The organism is Aquimarina spongiae, from assembly GCF_900141785.1.
Classification (GTDB): Bacteria; Bacteroidota; Bacteroidia; order Flavobacteriales; family Flavobacteriaceae; genus Aquimarina; species Aquimarina spongiae.
The window spans coordinates 313,426-330,512 of sequence record NZ_FQYP01000008.1 but is presented as its reverse complement, the minus strand read 5'-3'; the positions used below and the strand labels follow the sequence as shown (position 1 = coordinate 330,512).

The window sequence follows — 17,087 nt, the reverse complement described above, 5'->3', positions numbered from 1 at the left end:
ATTAAGTCAATAGAAAAGATAAATTCAAGTTTAATGGAATGTAATCGTTTGTATTCTTTGTTTTGGTATTTGCTTTCATTCAAATCTTATTTTTTCTGGAAATTTTTAAGAGGTTTTACTTTTTTTAAGTCGAATAAGCCCGCAAGCTGGAACCTGAATTTGTACTACTCCGATCAAAAGCATGATATTGGATTCTTTTATTTTTTTTCCGGTACAGTCATAAATAGTACAATGGTATGCACCGTGATTTTCTTCACTGCTAATCACGACTTGATTTTTTAGTTTTCCATTGATGATATCGATATTATCTGTTGGGTTTTTTATATCAATAATATGATCATCATACACGCCAATGATAGTTGTTGTTCCTTTGGTAGATTTTAAAATAGGGTAGTTGGCCAAAGGTTTACAGGGTTCAAAATCTCCATCAAGGAAAATTGATGTATTTTTTTTCCAATAATGGGTATAGAAATAAATCATAGCCAATTCCTCTTCAGAAGCGTTTTCGAGCAAAATAGAAAGTTGAGGAACACCAAAAAGTGCATTCACTAATTGTAGAGCTTTTAATTCAACAGGTTCGTCAGGATGATAGGTAAACATATCACTATGTACCACAGTTTCTCCGCATAACATTTTGATATCTGTAATTCTCACGCGGTTCATTGCAGAATCCCCTGGACAATCAAAGGCTCTAAACATATTTCCATATTTACGCATGGCGGGTCCGGTATATTTTTGTCGAAACTCGATCACTACATCTGGTTTAATTTCGTGTAAAGAGTTGATAACGTCAGTCATTAATCGGTCTACCGCTTCGTTTACCGAAGAATAATCTCGCCCATTATCGCGATTAAGAACGGTTTCAGGATATACTTTGAATTCGTCAATAAAATCAAGTTTGAAACCATCGATGTTCCAGTCTTTTAATGCGTTTACATAAAGACTAATCAGATAAGATCGTACTTCCGGATATCTTGGGTCTAAGACTGGAGCCCATCGATGTTCTTCTGTTAGAAATTTACCTTTGAATTTTTGATATGCTTTTGATTTCTTACCACAAAAAGGAACGGAGTACCATAATGCTAATTTCATCCCGGTTTGATGAATTTCTTCTACGAATTGAGCCATATTAGGAATTCTTTCCGGGAACCAATCTCCTGTGTAATCATATCCTCTGTTCTCATCATTGGTTTGCCAACCATCATCCAAAATAATGAGTTCGTACCCCAGAGATGCTGCCAGTTTACACTCTGATACCAGTTTTGTGGTGTCTAGTTTTTGATGAAATTGATACCAGGTAGAATATACAGGTACTTTAGCCAAATCAGGCACATGAGTGGGGGTCATATTTTCAAAAGAACTCCACCATTGGGAGACCTCCTTGAGAGCAGTAGAGAAGTGTTTTGGGTGTTGATCTATTCTTAGTTGTGCGCTATAGGAGGATATGGTATGGTGCCTTTCGGTAAAAAAAGTAATATGACAATAAATATGGTTATCCTCTTCTCGGTATAATGCATTTAGTTCTTTGGCATTAATGGTATCAGAACAAGCAAATGTAATTACGTTTTGGTCATCGTGGCCAAACAGGGAAATAACTGGCGCATCTAATGAAATTCTGGATTCCATATGTGTTAATTCCCAATCATCCATGATCCGTTTTGCAAAATCGGTGGTAGGCTTCCAGACCCCTTTGATATTGATGGCTGGGATTTTCCATTTTATGGTTATGGGTTGTGGTCGAAATGCTGTTTCAGAGTTAAGACTAATTTCGTAAGTCATTACTCCATCATGCTCATGAAGTGGAGTGATACTCACTTCAAAATTGTCAGTCTCTTTTAGTATTTCTATGTTATGAGCAATGGTTTTATTCATATGGTTATATTGTTTAAAGCCTAATTACAAATTTTGCGAAATGCCAGGCTTATATGGTTTTGAGTTTACGGTAAATACCCTAATACTATCATTATTTTGGGGGGCCAATACAAGTTTTTTTCCTGATCTATCTATGGCGCTGATAATGTGGTTTGACTGTTTTGGTACAAAAAAACCACTATCTCTTGTCTCTTCTGGAATCCATCCTTTTTCTGTCCCCCATAGAAATATGCCTATTAGTGCATCCTGTCTTCCATAAGTAGCTTCAGAAGAGTAGTCGTTTCCAACAAACAGTGCATCTTTATACCCGTCTTGATTGATATCCTCTATCAGGATATCATTGATAGGAGAGAGCTGACATATTTTTGGTAAAGCGTGAACCACAAACGTTTGATTCCCTATATTTTCTGCATAGATGGATTCAAAAACATGAGCATTCAAAGTTTCATTTTTCAAATCTTCGATACTAAGTAATTCCTGAAAGGTGGCTTTTGAAAACTCATCATAGCTTGGATATTTCTTTTTTAAGGAAACCAACTGTTTCATTATATCATCTCTGGTATGTACAGGTTTTAAAGACGACTTTCCTTCGTTTCCAAAATACTGTGCCAAAACAGGGTCAATACTTCCGTTATGATCATGATCCTTTTTATATACATATACAGGTTGTTGATGAGATGGTTTTATGAATCCATTTGTCCCTTGATTACCTGCAATGATATCCAGATCCCCATCATTATCGATGTCCGCTGTACGAATACAGTTCCACCACCCAGATGTTTGTAAAGGACTTCCATCAGCAGTGGTCCATTGTATTGGAACTTCTCGTACTTGTTCTTTTTGAACAGAGAATATTTTAATAGGCATCCATTGTCCGGCTACAATAAGTTCTTTTTCTTTTGTATTATCGATGTTAGCCCAGGTAGCATCAGTTACTATACCTAAATCTTGAAAGGTAATCTTCTTGCTTTCAGATAACTTCCCATTTTGGTTGACTATTAAATAACTGGGTGCAGCTAATGGATATTGACCAAAATGAACACCACCGCCAACAAAAATATCTATAAACCCATCCTGGTTGACATCGGTCGCGGCAAGACAGGAGGTGTTGGTGGCAACTTTTTCTAAAACAGTGGCTTCAGAGAAATCCCCGTTACCTGTGTTGAAATATATCCTGTCAGACAGAAAGGCATTGTCTCCCATCGCATCAGTACCGCCACTACCGATGTATAGATCTTTAGCTCCATCATTATTAATATCTAGAAATAGCACAGCAGTATCTTCGTATTTGGTATCAAATTGTTGAATGGATACATAAGAGCCCTCTTTGTTTTCTGAAAACAATTGCCCAGGATGTCCTTTGCTACCTCCGATAAACAGTTCGTCACCCAGGTTGTTGTCCAAATCAGCGTTTGCAATACAAGGCCCATTAGCATTGAATTGATGTGTGAGCAGGGGTTGCTGTAGATAGTCGTTAAAAGTATTTTCTATATGTTTAAATGCAAGTTTTTGAGCGTTTAGCTCAAATAGCGGAGAACTGTTTTTTTGTTTAATTTCAGATTGAAAATTGGCATACTCCGCGGTTATCGTCTGATTAGCAGCAAGCGTTCTATATCTGTTGATTTTCCCATCGGGCCAGACAATTTGTATGGAATCGACTTTGTTTGTTTTTAGGCCAAAATGAATAATAGGTTCTACAGAGGATAAGTATCCTTTTACCACAGATTGATAATGAAATTGAGCATTTTGGTTTTCCCAAAGTGTTACTTTTGCTCCAATACCTTTGGGGTTGAATTTTGCTCCTTTGAGCTGTATTCTTATGAAATTTTGTCCTTTTTGATCACTGTGATTTTCAAGGATAGAAGCTGGACTATTGATATTATTTACGATCAAATCCAAATCTCCATCCAAATCTAAATCTGCATAGGCCGCACCGTTAGAATAGGTGTTTTTTTCTGGGATCCACGATTGAGACATATTGTCAAGGTGTAACCCGTCTTTGTTCTGGAATATTACATTAGGAAGGTAAATTCCTGGGAGTTGTTCTACAAATTTTTGAAGCTTTTCTTTACGACTTTGAGGAGAACCAAAAATGTTGTTTTGATCCGAATAGTTGATGAAATCCAGATCGGTAATATCTTTAACATACCCATTGGTTACGTATATATCTTTGTTTCCGTCATTATCGTAATCCATGATCAATGGAGCCCAACTCCAATCGGTGTCTGCTACCCCAGAAGCAAAAGAGATTTCTGAAGCAGGGAGTACCTTATGGTTCAAAATACCATTGTGAATTTGTAAGGTGTTGTGCACATACTGAGGGGTGTATTCATTTCGTAAAGAGAGTAGAAACTTATCGTAATTGTTTGATCCAAGCATTTTCTTCTGTCTTTCATAGTCTTTGGGAAGCATATCCAGTACCATGATATCGGGTAGTAGATCATTGTTGATGTCAGCGATATCAACTCCCATGGCATTGTAGGTTTGTTTGGCTAAAATGGTTTTATGCATTTCTTCAAACCCTAGATGTTGACCAGATGCATTTTTTCCTTTGTTGATATATATCAGGTCGTTGGTAATGAAATCGTTACTTACATAAATATCAGGCAGTTGATCATTATTGAAGTCCACCAAGGCTACGCCCAAGCCAAAACCTTTATGAAGTATTCCCATAGTATTGGAAACGTTCTTGTAGACTATTTGTCCAGTTTTGGGATCACTTTGACGTTCTAACAGTATGTCTTGTAGATAATTTGGGAAATATTTTTGAGGTATAGGGATATTTTTGTCTCTTCTCGTGTTGCCATTGTGTACAATATAAGCATCGAGATCTCCATCCAGATCATAGTCAAAAAATAAAGTTTGTTGGCTGTAATGTCCGTCATCAAGTCCGTATACCTTGGCTTGTTCCTTAAAAGTGATTTGTCCTTTATCGTCTATTCCTGTATTTACAAACAATAGATTATTACATTGTTTTTTTAGGCAGTCAGGACCTCCTACACTAAGGTAAATGTCATCTAGTTGGTCTCCGTTGATATCAACGATACTTACACCGTTTATCCAGGCGTTTGTCTTGAAATTTGCCGATGCGGAGATATCTTTAAATTTCAAATTTCCTTGATTGAGATAAATTTTACTAGAGGTTTGATTACCTGTAAAAACAATGTCGGGTAAGTTATCATTATTGAAGTCTCCAATACCCACACCACCACCATTGTAGCAGTACTGAAAATCTAATACGTTTATAGTGTCGTTTTCGAGAATAGTATTTTCGAAATCTACATGAGTATGAGTATGCGGAACATAAGAAAATAGGAAATCATTGTTTTTTCTTTTGCAAGAAAAGATAAAAACAAGACTTAAAATGATATGTGGCACACTGTTTTTCAAGGAAAAAAGAATGGTGGTTCTGGTTAACAGAGAGCAAATCCAATGATTGATTTACTCTCTGCTTGGTAAATGAAAAGTATGAGAACTGTTTAATCTCTATTTAGTATCCAGGGTTGGGTCTTAAATTAGGGTTTGTTGCGATCTCACCTAACGGAATCCAAATCAATTCATCTCTTCCCGACTGGAACGATCCTCCTACCAATGATTTAGGATGTGGAGTTCCGTGAAGAGAATTAGAACCAAGAAAATCATCCGCTAATTCCCAACGTACCAAATCCAGAAATCGATGTCCTTCTCCTGCAAGCTCCATAGCTCTTTCGTCAATAATGGCATTTCTCATATCTTCTTGACTTAGCGCATTTAGCAATGTAATTTGAGCTCGTTCTCTAACCATGTTAATGTACATTTCTGCTTCACCGGTTTTCGAATTTTCGTTAAGAGCTTCAGCAAGCATTAGTAACACATCAGAATAGCGTATTATTCGCCAATTATTTTCCATAGTATGCCCTAATTGGACAGCAATTACTTCTTCTCGTGTACCCAGATCCAATCCGGCATATTTTTTAGAAAAGATAGGCTCCAAACCTTCATTGGCAGCGGTTGCAATATCGTTGGCAAAATCTGTTAGATAATCGACTCCACCATATCCTGTTGCTCCTGGATAGTCATAAACCAAGGTTTCATTACGTCTTATTACATCTCCATTGTTCTCAAACAGATCTCTTAACCATGGGTTAATGAGGTGCCCTCTATCCGGAGATACTTCTGGAGATGCATAGTCGATCAAGAAATTAGCTTGAGTACCAGTTCCAGGAATATCTTGTCCCCACGCAAAACTGGCAACCCCTTGAAATTGCAATTCGAAGATAGACTCTTCGTTATTTTCGTTAGTAAATCCAAAATTCTCTCCGTAACGATTAGAAGGAAGTAAATTGTAGATTCCTGAGTTGACTACTTTTTTAAATTCAATTTCTGCAAGCTCCCATTCTTTTCTAAACAGATGACTTTTACCTTTTAAAGCAATGGCAGCACCAGATGTAGGTCTTCCTAAATTATCACCTCCCCAGCTATCGGGTAGCATTTGTTCGGCCATGGTTAAGTCATCTATAATCTGCTGCCATACCAATTCCGGATCGGCCTGTTCAACAAGTAAATTGTCCAGGTCTGGTTCTTGTGTGATTAATGGGATATTACCATATAGTGTTAGTAAATACCAATAGTCGAAGGCTCTAAGGAAATATGCCTGTCCTAATAAGCCGTTTCTTGTAGCTTCATCAGGAATTCCTTCTTCGTTTACATTTAGGATGATCGTATTACATCTACCGATAGATTTATATAACTGTTGCCAGGGCTCTAATGCCCAGCGGTCTCCTGGGTTTGCTCTAAGTCCAGCCATAGCGGTGTTAGAGCCAAAAGGAAATACGTTAAATTCGTCAGATCGTTGTAAGGCACCAACATGTAATACTCTTCCCCAGAAAAATGCAGTAGTAAGCGGATGGAATGCTGCATTTACAGCACTCTCTACCTGATCTGCTGAAGTCCCAAAGTTACTAAGCGAAGTACCATTGTTATTCTGTTGATCCAATAATTCATCAGAACATGCAATGACTAGTAAGCTAAACAATCCAAGTGTAAACAAGGAGGTAAGCCCATATTTATTAAATGTTTTCATCTGCTCTTTTTTTATTGTTTTGATATTGTGTGATTAAAAAGTTGCCTGAACGCCAAAACTGAAAGTTCTTGCATTAGGGTAGGCTCTGGCATCTAACCCTCTTCCTAGTAAAGGGTTTACGTTGTCTCGTAGTCCTGGTACTCCAGAATTAAGATTGGCGCGTCCTCCATTTGTTGAAGAGACATCGGGGTCATAACCGCTGTAGTCGGTAATTACAAATACATTTTGAATATTGAAAGATACTCTGAGATCCTTTAATAAGGCAGATCCCAGTACATCTTCATCAAAGTTATACCCTACTTCTAATGTTTTCAGCCTGAAATACGATCCGTCTTCAACAAAAAATGAAGAAGGTGCTTGATTTCCTGCGGGATCGCTTACCGAAGCTCTTGGAATATTAGTATCTGTATTCGTAGGAGTCCAAGCATTTAATACTTCGGTTAGCTTCCCACCATCCTGCCACAAGATGTTGTAATATCGTCCCAGGTTATAAATTTCGTTTCCTTGTACTCCTGCAAAGTTTAATGCAAAGTCAAAGTTTTTATAGCCAGCATCAAATGTCAAACCATACACAAAATCAGGTACGGGATCACCAATAAGTGTGATATCATCGTTGTCTATGGTTCCATCTCCGTTAATATCTCTTCTCACAAAATCTCCAGTTGCCGGATTTACTCGATCTTCTACGACAAAACCATAAAAGGCACCAATGGGCTGATTAGGTCGAGTGGCATTTACAATTCGTAAATCCTCATCTATGGTAGGTCCGAGAATTGGATTTGGAATATCTCCTGCGCGGCTTTCTACATTAAAAGAGAAATTAGTCCCAATCCTGTAGGTGAAATCTCCATCGTTTTTAGAATAATCGATATTGAATTCCAAACCTCGATTTACAAGATCCCCAGCATTACGAATTACAGGCAGACTTACTCCTGTAGTAGAAGGGATATTGGTAGCGACCAATACATCTTCGATATCTTTAGAATAGTAGTCAAAGGTTAGGTTTATTTTGTTGTCCAATAATGACATGTCAAAACCAATATCAAATGTTTTTGTAGTCTCCCAGGTGAGATTAGGATCTGCCAATGCCGTTTGCGCCAAACCTGGTGCTGCAGAGTTTCCGAAAGTTACATTTGACTGCCCACTTAGGAAAATGGCATCGGTTGGGTAAAATTCTCTGGTGGTGGATCCTAGCTCTCCATAGGAAGCCCTAATCTTGAAATAATTAATTTCAGGAACGTTCCAAAAAGATTCGTTTGAAATATTCCAGGCTCCAGAAAATGAAGGGAAATATCCCTCTCTGTTTCCTTCTTGAAAACGAGAAGAAGAGTCTCTTCGTAAAGTTGCAGAAAATAGATATTTTCCAGCATAGTTGTAATTTACTCTACCAAAGTATGATTCTAACCCAGCGGTGTTGTCCGTGCCTAAAAGCACAATTGAACTACTGGCGGGTAAATCACTAATTACTTGTATGTCGTTGGATTGTGTGCCCTGACCAAAAACACCGGTACCTTCTTCGTTTTCCAGAAAATAAGTATATCCAAGTACTGCTGATACTTTATGATCTCCAAACTCTTGTTTATAGTTGATGGTGGGTTCTACCAGAACATTGAGTACTTCGGATCTGAAATCAGTTAGATCATTTTCTTGATTATCGTTTCTGACCGCATCTACAGAGCTCATAAAGAAAGTTGGTGTAAATTGAAAATTACGCTGATTGGTATAGTCTAATCCAAAATTTACGGATGCGGTAAAATTATCGGTGATATCGAAATCAAATTTGGTACTACCAAATAAGGTTCGAGTAGTAACCAAGTTGTCTTCCAAGACAGCTTGTGCAAATTGGTTTACCCCTCCTGGACCCTGTACATCCGTAGATGGTGCTTCAAAACCACCTTCGTTATTTGGGTTGGTCAAAGCAACTGTTGGTGCTGTAGTACCATCAAATCCATACCATCTATTTTCTTGTAGTTTTCCTTGGGTTAAACCAAGCGATTGAGTAACATGAAATCTCCCTTTATCAAATCGATTATTAAATCTGAAATTTATTCTTTCAAAACCTGAACCTACAAGAATACCATCTTGATTAAAATAATTGGCAGATACAAAATGAGAGGAGTTTTCACCACCTCCTGATATTGAAAAGCCATAATCCTGTACGATAGCACTGGAAATATTTTCATCTTGCCAATCTGTGTCTACACCATTCCATTGGACTACTGTGTTTACACCATCATTCGCAAAACGCTGATTGATATAGTCTGTGTATTGCTGACCATTAATGAAGTCCAATTTTTTACTAGGAGTATCTACTCCGGTTCTTAGGTTTACTTTTACTTCAATGTTTTGGTTCTTTTTTCCATGATTGGTTTTGATTAATACTACACCATTTGCCGCTCGTGACCCATAGATGGCAGCTGCAGCAGCATCCTTTAACACAGAGATGTCTTCGATGTCCGCAGGGTTTATAAATTCCATACTATCGACAAAAAGACCATCGACCAAAAATAATGGGTCGGCGCTATTTAAAGAATTTACCCCTCGGATAAAAACATTGGCTCTACCTCCAGGTTGTCCACCAAAACTTTCCACTTGTATCCCGGGTACCCTTCCTTGTAATGCGGTAACAGGGTTACTGGCAACAGCTGTTTGTGTTACCGCCTCTCCTTTGATTGTGGATATTGCTGTAGTTAAATCTCTTTTGGATTCTGAACCGTATCCTACGATTACGATCTCATCTAGAGATGCTGCGTCTTCTTGCATAGTAACATCAATTACAGTTCTGCCGTCCACAGGAACTTCTTGAACCACAAACCCTATGTACGAGAACAAGAGAATAGCGTCTTCTGCAACATTATTTAGGGTGTATTTTCCATCAAAGTCTGTGGTAGTACCTAAGTTGGTTCCTTTTACAGTGATGTTAGCTCCTGGTAAAGGTCCATTAGGCTCGGTTACCGTACCGGTTATGGTTTGTTGTGCAAGAACCCCGGTAGAGAGAAGCCCAATAAGCATCATCATAATACGATTGATTGTTTTTCGCCTCATATGATTTGTATTTGTGTGATTAATTTTAAAGTCTATCGGAAATCAAACGGAGCAAGAGTTTAATGCTATGATACTCTATGCTACTATGCAAATGTATGTGATTTTTTATTAAATCAAAATAAAAACTCAAATAATATTAAGATTTACACAAAGAAACGCTTAAAAATTAATGAAAATAGTAATGCTTATTAGGTGAAAAGAATTACTCAATAGCCTAATATTTCTTAGGATTGATTTGTTTTATAAAGGGAAATAGATGGTCTTATAAAGAATTTCTGCGGTAAAGATGTGTAGGAACAATTTCGTGAACATGATTGCCTTCTTTTACAAAAAGAGCTGCTTTTTTTGCCATCAAGTTGAAATCTGTAGAGATGGTAGTTATACCTCCAAAAGCAATTTCTCTCACGATGTTGTCATTGTGTGCCATAATACCGATATCTGAGCCAATTCTATATTCCATTTTACGGGCATCTTTTAGAACTTGCCACAGCTGAGTATCGCTGATGCAGAAGTATACGGTATTTTTATGTAACGCCTCTGATTCGTAAGTGTCCAAAACCTCACCTTTAATATGATGATCTTGAATAAATCGATTGAACGCTATAAGAATTTCGGGAGGGAAGTCTGAATTCTTTTTGAAGAATAAAACAAACTTGTCATATTTTTGGATTTGAGGTATTAACTCGACTAATTTTTGGTAAGTTACTTCTTCAAATTCTTGAGAGATAAAAGAGTATTCTTGAGGCATTTGTAATTGTCGATCGACAATTAATAATCGATTTGAAGGTATTTGTTGTAATAGGTTAGAAACCTCTTCTTCCTGGATAGGAGCAACCACATACATCCCATACTTTTTGGAGATATTGTCCATGATAGTTTTGAAAAGAGCTAAGTTATTGTGATGAAAGAATACATCGATATGGTATCGTTTACCTAATTCTTTTCTAAATGTATTGTAAAACCCTTCCTGAAAACTATGAAAAGCAAATAGGATTAATGCTACTTTTAAGGTCACATTGGTTTCTTGGCTGATAATATAATAGCCTTTTAAGTTTTTTGATTCGACCAACCCACGCTCTTTAAGCTCGTTATACGCCTTTACAAAAGTCTTTCTGGCATAACCAACTTCGGCAACCATCTCATTGATAGAAGGAAGTTTATCGCCAACTTTAAGTACACCAGAATCAATAGCTCCTATGATCCCATGAACAATTTGTTCGTGCTTAGATAAGCTGTTTACATCTTGAAGTTCATGAATTTTCTGAAGTAATGGCGACATTATTGGATAACGGTTTTTGTGTTGCCTTAAATTTAAGCTTTATAACTAAATTTCAAAAAGATAGCTTGATTTAAGTGGTTTTTGATACGCTACATGTTCAAACTTTTGTAAATATTCTCCAGTTTATAAGGTTGATGATGGAATGAAAATACAGTGCTTTTTAGATCTCTAGGTTATCATTTATCTGCGATAAAAGACATAACAAAGTTTTATAAGAAGTCATATGTTATGAAAGAGTTTATCATTCTATTTCCTATTGTATAAATCACTAGGCGCGACAATACGTATTGGATACAAGATATTCGCAAATCCACAAAGATATATTACTCCGCTACCGATTGTAAATACAATACACGAACAGAGCAATATCCACTATACTTCGAAGATAAAATAGTTATCTATTAAAGGATTTTTGCTACTTCTTGATTTACAAATTCAAGAAAACGTTCATCTTCTTCATTGAATGGATCTGGAGTTTCCGAATCGATATCAATTTGACCGATATTTTCACCATCTTTAAACAGAGGGATTACAATTTCTGATTTCACCGCAAAACTACAGGCTATATAATTATCTTGGGCCTGTACATCGGGTACCACAAAATTTTCATTAGATAGGGCTACCTGACCGCAGATTCCTTTACCAAAAGGAATAATGTCATGTTCAGTTTCGGCTCCAACGTAGGTTCTTAGCTTTAATTCTTCCTTGTCTCCATTTTTAAAATAAAAGCCAACCCAGTCGTAATAGGTGATATGATCTTTTAATAATTGACAAATTTCATGAAGTCTTTCGGTTACCGATTGACCTGTATTTTGAAGTATAGAAACTACTTCGGGCTTTAAATCTTCAAACGTCATTCTTGCAATTTTGATCGGGTAAAAATATTTAAAATATTTAATAAAATGAGTAATCTCAAATGGTATAGTTTTGTTAAAACTTTTCTCATCAAAGGAAAAATGTACTGGTGAATGTTTTATTTATAAAGTATTTTTGCAGACTTATAAAGAATTCAAATTATAAAATCTGAAAGCTGATGCGAAACTTATTTCTGATGTTATTTTCGTTTGTTATTTTGATGAATATTTCTTGTAAAAGAGATAAGCAAATCGACACCAAGGTGGATACAGTTATTGCCGAAGGTGGAGACCTGAATGCTACTAAAACAAATTCTACCGTTGCATTTTCTGATCAGCATACGCAGCAAGTTTATAACACCTATCTTACGATTAAAGGAGCATTGGTAAATGGTGATTCGAAAACTGTAAGGGCTAATTCTGAAAAATTACAATTATTGACCAAAAACAATAAAGAACTTATCGCTACGGCAAAATTGATAGCGTTGACCAAGGATATAAAAAAACAAAGAGATTTTTTTGTGGCACTTACCGTTCAGGTAGAGCAAATTATTGAAAATGCCACCGTAACTAAGGGAGAAATTTACAAACAATTTTGCCCTATGGCTTTTGATGGAGGGGGAGGATATTGGTTCTCTGATTCTAAGGAAATACGAAACCCGTACTATGGAGCAGCAATGCTCAACTGTGGAGAAGTTAAAAAGATTATTAAAAGTAATTAAGCGCAATTTATCGCCTGTAATTGGGTAGTTTGTCGATGAAATTGCCCTTATAAAGAAAATATTAATTATCTTTAAAAAAGATTGAATGTTTTGAATCTGAATTTTTTGAGGGAAGAATTGTCGATACATGATACATTTTGATCTTTTGTAATTGGAGTAAAATAGAGAAATATGATTGAGAGAAAATTAATTTTGCTGATTTTTTCGGCATTGGTTTTTTCTTGTAATAACGCTAAGGTTGCCCCGGGGATACAAACATTATCTCTCTTAGAAAAATCAAAAGCACTTAAATTACGAGGAGAAAAGGTGGAGCAAAGTATGCTCCGAAAGAAGGATTCTATCGAGAGACTTTTTGATGGAAAGCGTGATCAGTCTGTTAAGAAAAATGACGAGTTTGTTGATGTAGAAAAATTATCGGGGAATTTTGTACTGGATATGAAATATGCGACTCCCGATAACTTCCTGAAAGAAAAAGTATACTCCTGCGCCAAATGTTATGTTCGTAACGAGGTAGCACAAGCCTTGTTGAATGCTAACAAGGATTTTATGAGGCAAGGCTATCGTATCAAACTATTTGATTGTTATCGTCCACATAGTGTTCAAAAAAAGATGTGGAAAATCGTTCCAAACCCTGGGTACGTAGCTGATCCCAAAGGAGGATCAGTTCATAATAGAGGAGCGGCTGTAGATATTACGTTGACTGATCTTAAAGGAAATGAACTGGATATGGGTACTTCCTTTGATCATTTTGGTAAAGAGGCAAGACATTCCTACACACAATTACCAGAAAAAGTGATTGCCAATCGAAAAATGTTGAGAAGTACCATGGAAAAGCATGGTTTCACAACTATAAAATCAGAATGGTGGCACTATAACTTCAGTACAGGTAAGAAGTTTAAAATATCTGATTTCCGATGGAAATGTAAGTAGTTTATCGGTTAAAAGGACGTTCGCTTATCCAATGAAAACCCCGGTTGATCAACAAAAAGTCTTCTCTAGGTTTCTTCTCGGTTTTGATTTTTAAAGTATCTCCTTTGTAGATGGTTTCGAAATAAAATAAACTGTCTTTTTGTTTAAAATAAAAACTCATCACATCTGTACTGTCTGTATTAGATGTTAGCTTAAGGGTTTTAGAAATGGTATCGGTTTCCTCTTTGAATCTGATAATTTTTTCGTCCATAGTCTGGATTCCACTATACCATTTGTCTACTATTATACGTTTCCAACGAATACTATCTGTTGCTAAAGGCGGTAATGTGTCATTGTTTTGTATAAATTCTTCGACTTCGTAAATCCCATACAAAGCGGGTTTTGGTGCTTTTTTACCCCATTTTTCTTGGTTTTTTATAGCTCCCCCAAGGTTATTATATATCAAAAAACCTATAAACAAGACTTTGAAAATTAATACTGTTTTTTGATATTTTGAATTTGAGAAATAAGGTAATATGGTTTTAGGATATACTGTTTTATTGAGAATGAAAAAGTTTAAAATGCGTTTGATATCCGGAGATAACAAGAACAATCCCATCATGGTTATAAGGCCACTATATAATTTTCCAGGGATATCGTAACTCATATTCATCATAAAAACATTAAACATGACGCCTATGACTACTATGGCACCGAAAACAACAGTTTTTCTAAAAAGTAATAGTGCTCCTGCGATTACTTCGGCAAAACCAGAAAACCGAGTATAGGTGTCACTATACTCCATAAAATTCCACATTAACCCCATGGGAGATTGATCTCCAAAAGTCTTTATTAAATCAAAATTATTTAGTTCTGAAAATTGTAAAGGGATAACTTTACCGAAACCATATACAAATAGGATAGAAGCTACATAGTATCTTATAAAAGCCCTAAAGTACAAAAGTACCTTGTCGTAATTTTGTCTTTTAAAATCAATAATACTCCAAATTACCATGATAATCAGAGACATTACGGCAATAATGAAATGAACAATGTAATTTGAAGTGGTATCTCCACTGCCATTGAAACCAATAGTTATTTCATAGTTAATTCCTAGTACGTTCTTTCCAACCCAAACGGAAAGTTGTTGCATCCCGTTTGTATAAAAAGAAAATGGGTTATTCCCTAAAAGTGTTTCGAGATAACTGAGAGGAAAAGGGAAAATGTGAAGAAAAAAGTAAACGCAAAAAAATCTAAATGCGATTTTGGTAGCTAGATTCCAATTGGTCTTTGTAATATCTTGATTAACAGTCATAGTGAACAACAAGATGTATTTCAGGTTTATAGTGAGATAATATGATTACAAATTAGGAATTTATTATAAGAAGATCAATCGGAATTGTATTAAAATGAAAACGACATTCATCGTAATGAATGCCGTTTTCGAGCACAATAATAAAAATCGGAAAAAAATTATGCTAATAGTTACAATTGCTCAACTTTTGTACTTCCCTCCATATACTTATAGATGATTTACTCACTGCAATCCCATAATATACAGCGTATAGTTGTGTACCTATAAAACATAAATTATCGTTATTTAGAGATACTGATAAGCCGAAGTAGTTAAGAACTCTTCAAAATCATCAGAGATTACTAGGTTTTTGAAAGTTGCAATAGCATTTTGATAATTTTCGGAATCAAAAAGTTGCTCTCCTACCTGTTCTTTGATGATATTTAGCTCATCTTCAAAAAGTGTATCAAATAATTCTTGGTTAAACGTTCTGTCATCTTCCAGACGGACTTCGTTTTTAAGCCATTGCCAAACTTGGGTTCTGCTAATTTCTGCAGTTGCGGCATCTTCCATAAGATTGTATAATGCTACTGCTCCGTTACCACTCAACCAATTGGCGATGTAATGAATGCCTACGTTAATATTTTCTCTGATTCCTTTTTCTGTTATCGTTCCTTGTGGAATCGCTAGCAGATCGTCTTCAGTAATCGTAATGTCTTCTCGTTTTACGTGTAGTTGATTAGTGGTTGGCATGTGGGTATCAAAAACCTGCATCGCCAATTTCACCAAACCAGGGTGTGCTACCCAAGTACCATCATGTCCATTTTGTACTTCACGCTCTTTATCTGCTTTTACTTTTGCAAATGCTTGAGCATTGCGTTCTTCATTATCTTTGATCGGAATTTGAGCCGCCATTCCTCCAATTGCAAGAATATTTCTTTTATGACAACGTTGGATTACCAACTTGCTATAAGCATCCATAAACGGACTGGTCATGGTTACTTGTGCACGATCAGGAACTACAAAACCTTCGTGGTTTCTTAATTTTTTGATATAGCTAAAGATATAATCCCATCTTCCGCAGTTAAGACCTACAATATGATCTTTTAATGCGTAAATGATTTCATCCAATTGAAAACTTGCGGTAATGGTTTCTACCAAAACAGTAACTTTTACGCTTCCTGGTTCGATTCCCAGATATTCTTCAGAAAAGTCAATCACATCATTCCACCAGATAGCTTCTGTAAAATGTTCTAGTTTTGGAAGATAATAATAGGCTCCTGTACCATTTTCTTTCAGTTGTACATTATTATGAAATAAGTATAGTGCAAAATCAAATAAAGAAGCACTCATTTCCTGACCTCTGATCAACAGATGTTTTTCATCAAGGTGTAAACCTCTTGGACGAACGATTAAAGTCGCTACTTTTTCTTTCAGTTGATAGGTCTTATCTTTTTTTGGATTGTAAAACGAAATAGTTTTATTGACGGCATCCTTCAGGTTTTTCTGTCCTTGCAAGCAGTTCTCCCAAAGTGGAGCATTACTGTCTTCAAAGTCCGCCATAAATGTTTTGGCTCCAGAGTTTAATGCGTTGATGACCATCTTGCGGTCTACTGGTCCTGTAATCTCTACTCTACGATCCTGAAGATCGGCGGGGATTGGAGCAGCACACCATTCTGCATTGCGAATTTCCTTGGTGTTTTCTGGAAATGAAGGATACGTTCCCAGATCAAACAACTGCTGTTGGCACTCGCGGTTTTTTAATAATGCTAATCGTCTTTCGTTAAAGCGATCTTGCAAAGCTTCTAAGAAAGTTAACGCACCATCGGTTAAGATTTCCGGATGGTAATTTCTTACATTCTTTGAGAAGCTAATTTTTTGACTAATGTTTGTCTGAGTTTCCATAGTTTAAAAATTTAGGTTTTTACAACTATTATCGTTTTGAGTGAACAATATTAAAAAAAAGTTTTTTATAAAACAAGCGAACGTTCGCTAAATGTGAATTTTTTCTTTTTTCCAAGATTACGCGAAAATTCTTACTTTTGATTCT

General features: G+C 36.2%; 10 protein-coding genes. 2 read left to right on the top strand and 8 right to left on the bottom strand.

Translation table 11 applies throughout. The features are described 5' to 3' along the window. Positions 1–105: 105 nt before the first annotated feature. From BUE24_RS18740 to BUE24_RS18715, 6 genes are all read right to left on the bottom strand, one after another. Entirely contained in the window at positions 106–1,872 is a 1,767-nt protein-coding gene (locus BUE24_RS18740) for a glycoside hydrolase family 36 protein (protein ID WP_073319476.1), read from the bottom strand. Between the two features lie 24 nt (positions 1,873–1,896). Further along, positions 1,897–5,250, bottom strand: a complete 3,354-nt coding sequence (locus BUE24_RS18735; RefSeq protein ID WP_073319473.1) for a VCBS repeat-containing protein — start codon at positions 5,248–5,250, stop codon at positions 1,897–1,899. Positions 5,251–5,362: 112 nt separating this feature from the next. Then, a complete protein-coding gene (locus BUE24_RS18730; RefSeq protein WP_073319471.1) occupies positions 5,363–6,934 on the bottom strand; it encodes a RagB/SusD family nutrient uptake outer membrane protein in 1,572 nt (523 codons plus the stop codon). 33 nt (positions 6,935–6,967) lie between these two features. Further along, on the bottom strand, positions 6,968–9,979 hold the full coding sequence (locus BUE24_RS18725; protein WP_073319468.1) for a SusC/RagA family TonB-linked outer membrane protein: 3,012 nt from the start codon (positions 9,977–9,979) through the stop codon (positions 6,968–6,970). A 262-nt stretch (positions 9,980–10,241) separates the two neighbouring features. Continuing rightward, positions 10,242–11,258, bottom strand: coding sequence for a GntR family transcriptional regulator (locus tag BUE24_RS18720; protein ID WP_073319465.1), 1,017 nt, complete (start codon positions 11,256–11,258; stop codon positions 10,242–10,244). Between the two features lie 401 nt (positions 11,259–11,659). Beyond that, the gene (locus tag BUE24_RS18715) at positions 11,660–12,115 is read right to left on the bottom strand and encodes a GAF domain-containing protein (protein ID WP_073319462.1); all 456 of its coding nucleotides are present in this window, start codon (positions 12,113–12,115) and stop codon (positions 11,660–11,662) included. 176 nt (positions 12,116–12,291) lie between these two features. Between BUE24_RS18715 and BUE24_RS18710 the strand changes: the two genes are divergently transcribed. Then, positions 12,292–12,834 carry a DUF3347 domain-containing protein gene (locus tag BUE24_RS18710; protein ID WP_073319459.1) on the top strand — a complete coding sequence of 181 codons (543 nt, stop codon included), beginning with the start codon at positions 12,292–12,294 and terminating at the stop codon, positions 12,832–12,834. 171 nt (positions 12,835–13,005) lie between these two features. Beyond that, a complete protein-coding gene (locus BUE24_RS18705) occupies positions 13,006–13,764 on the top strand; it encodes a M15 family metallopeptidase (RefSeq protein WP_073319456.1) in 759 nt (252 codons plus the stop codon). A 1-nt stretch (position 13,765) separates the two neighbouring features. Here the strand turns inward: BUE24_RS18705 and BUE24_RS18700 are convergent, their stop codons facing one another. Together BUE24_RS18700 and aceB are read right to left on the bottom strand one after the other, a co-directional pair. Beyond that, a complete protein-coding gene (locus BUE24_RS18700; RefSeq protein ID WP_139242048.1) occupies positions 13,766–14,896 on the bottom strand; it encodes a hypothetical protein in 1,131 nt (376 codons plus the stop codon). A gap of 447 nt (positions 14,897–15,343) precedes the next feature. Next, positions 15,344–16,942 (bottom strand): malate synthase A, encoded by a 1,599-nt coding sequence (gene aceB / locus BUE24_RS18695; RefSeq protein ID WP_073319450.1) that lies wholly within the window; start codon positions 16,940–16,942, stop codon positions 15,344–15,346. Between the last annotated feature and the right edge of the window lie 145 nt (positions 16,943–17,087).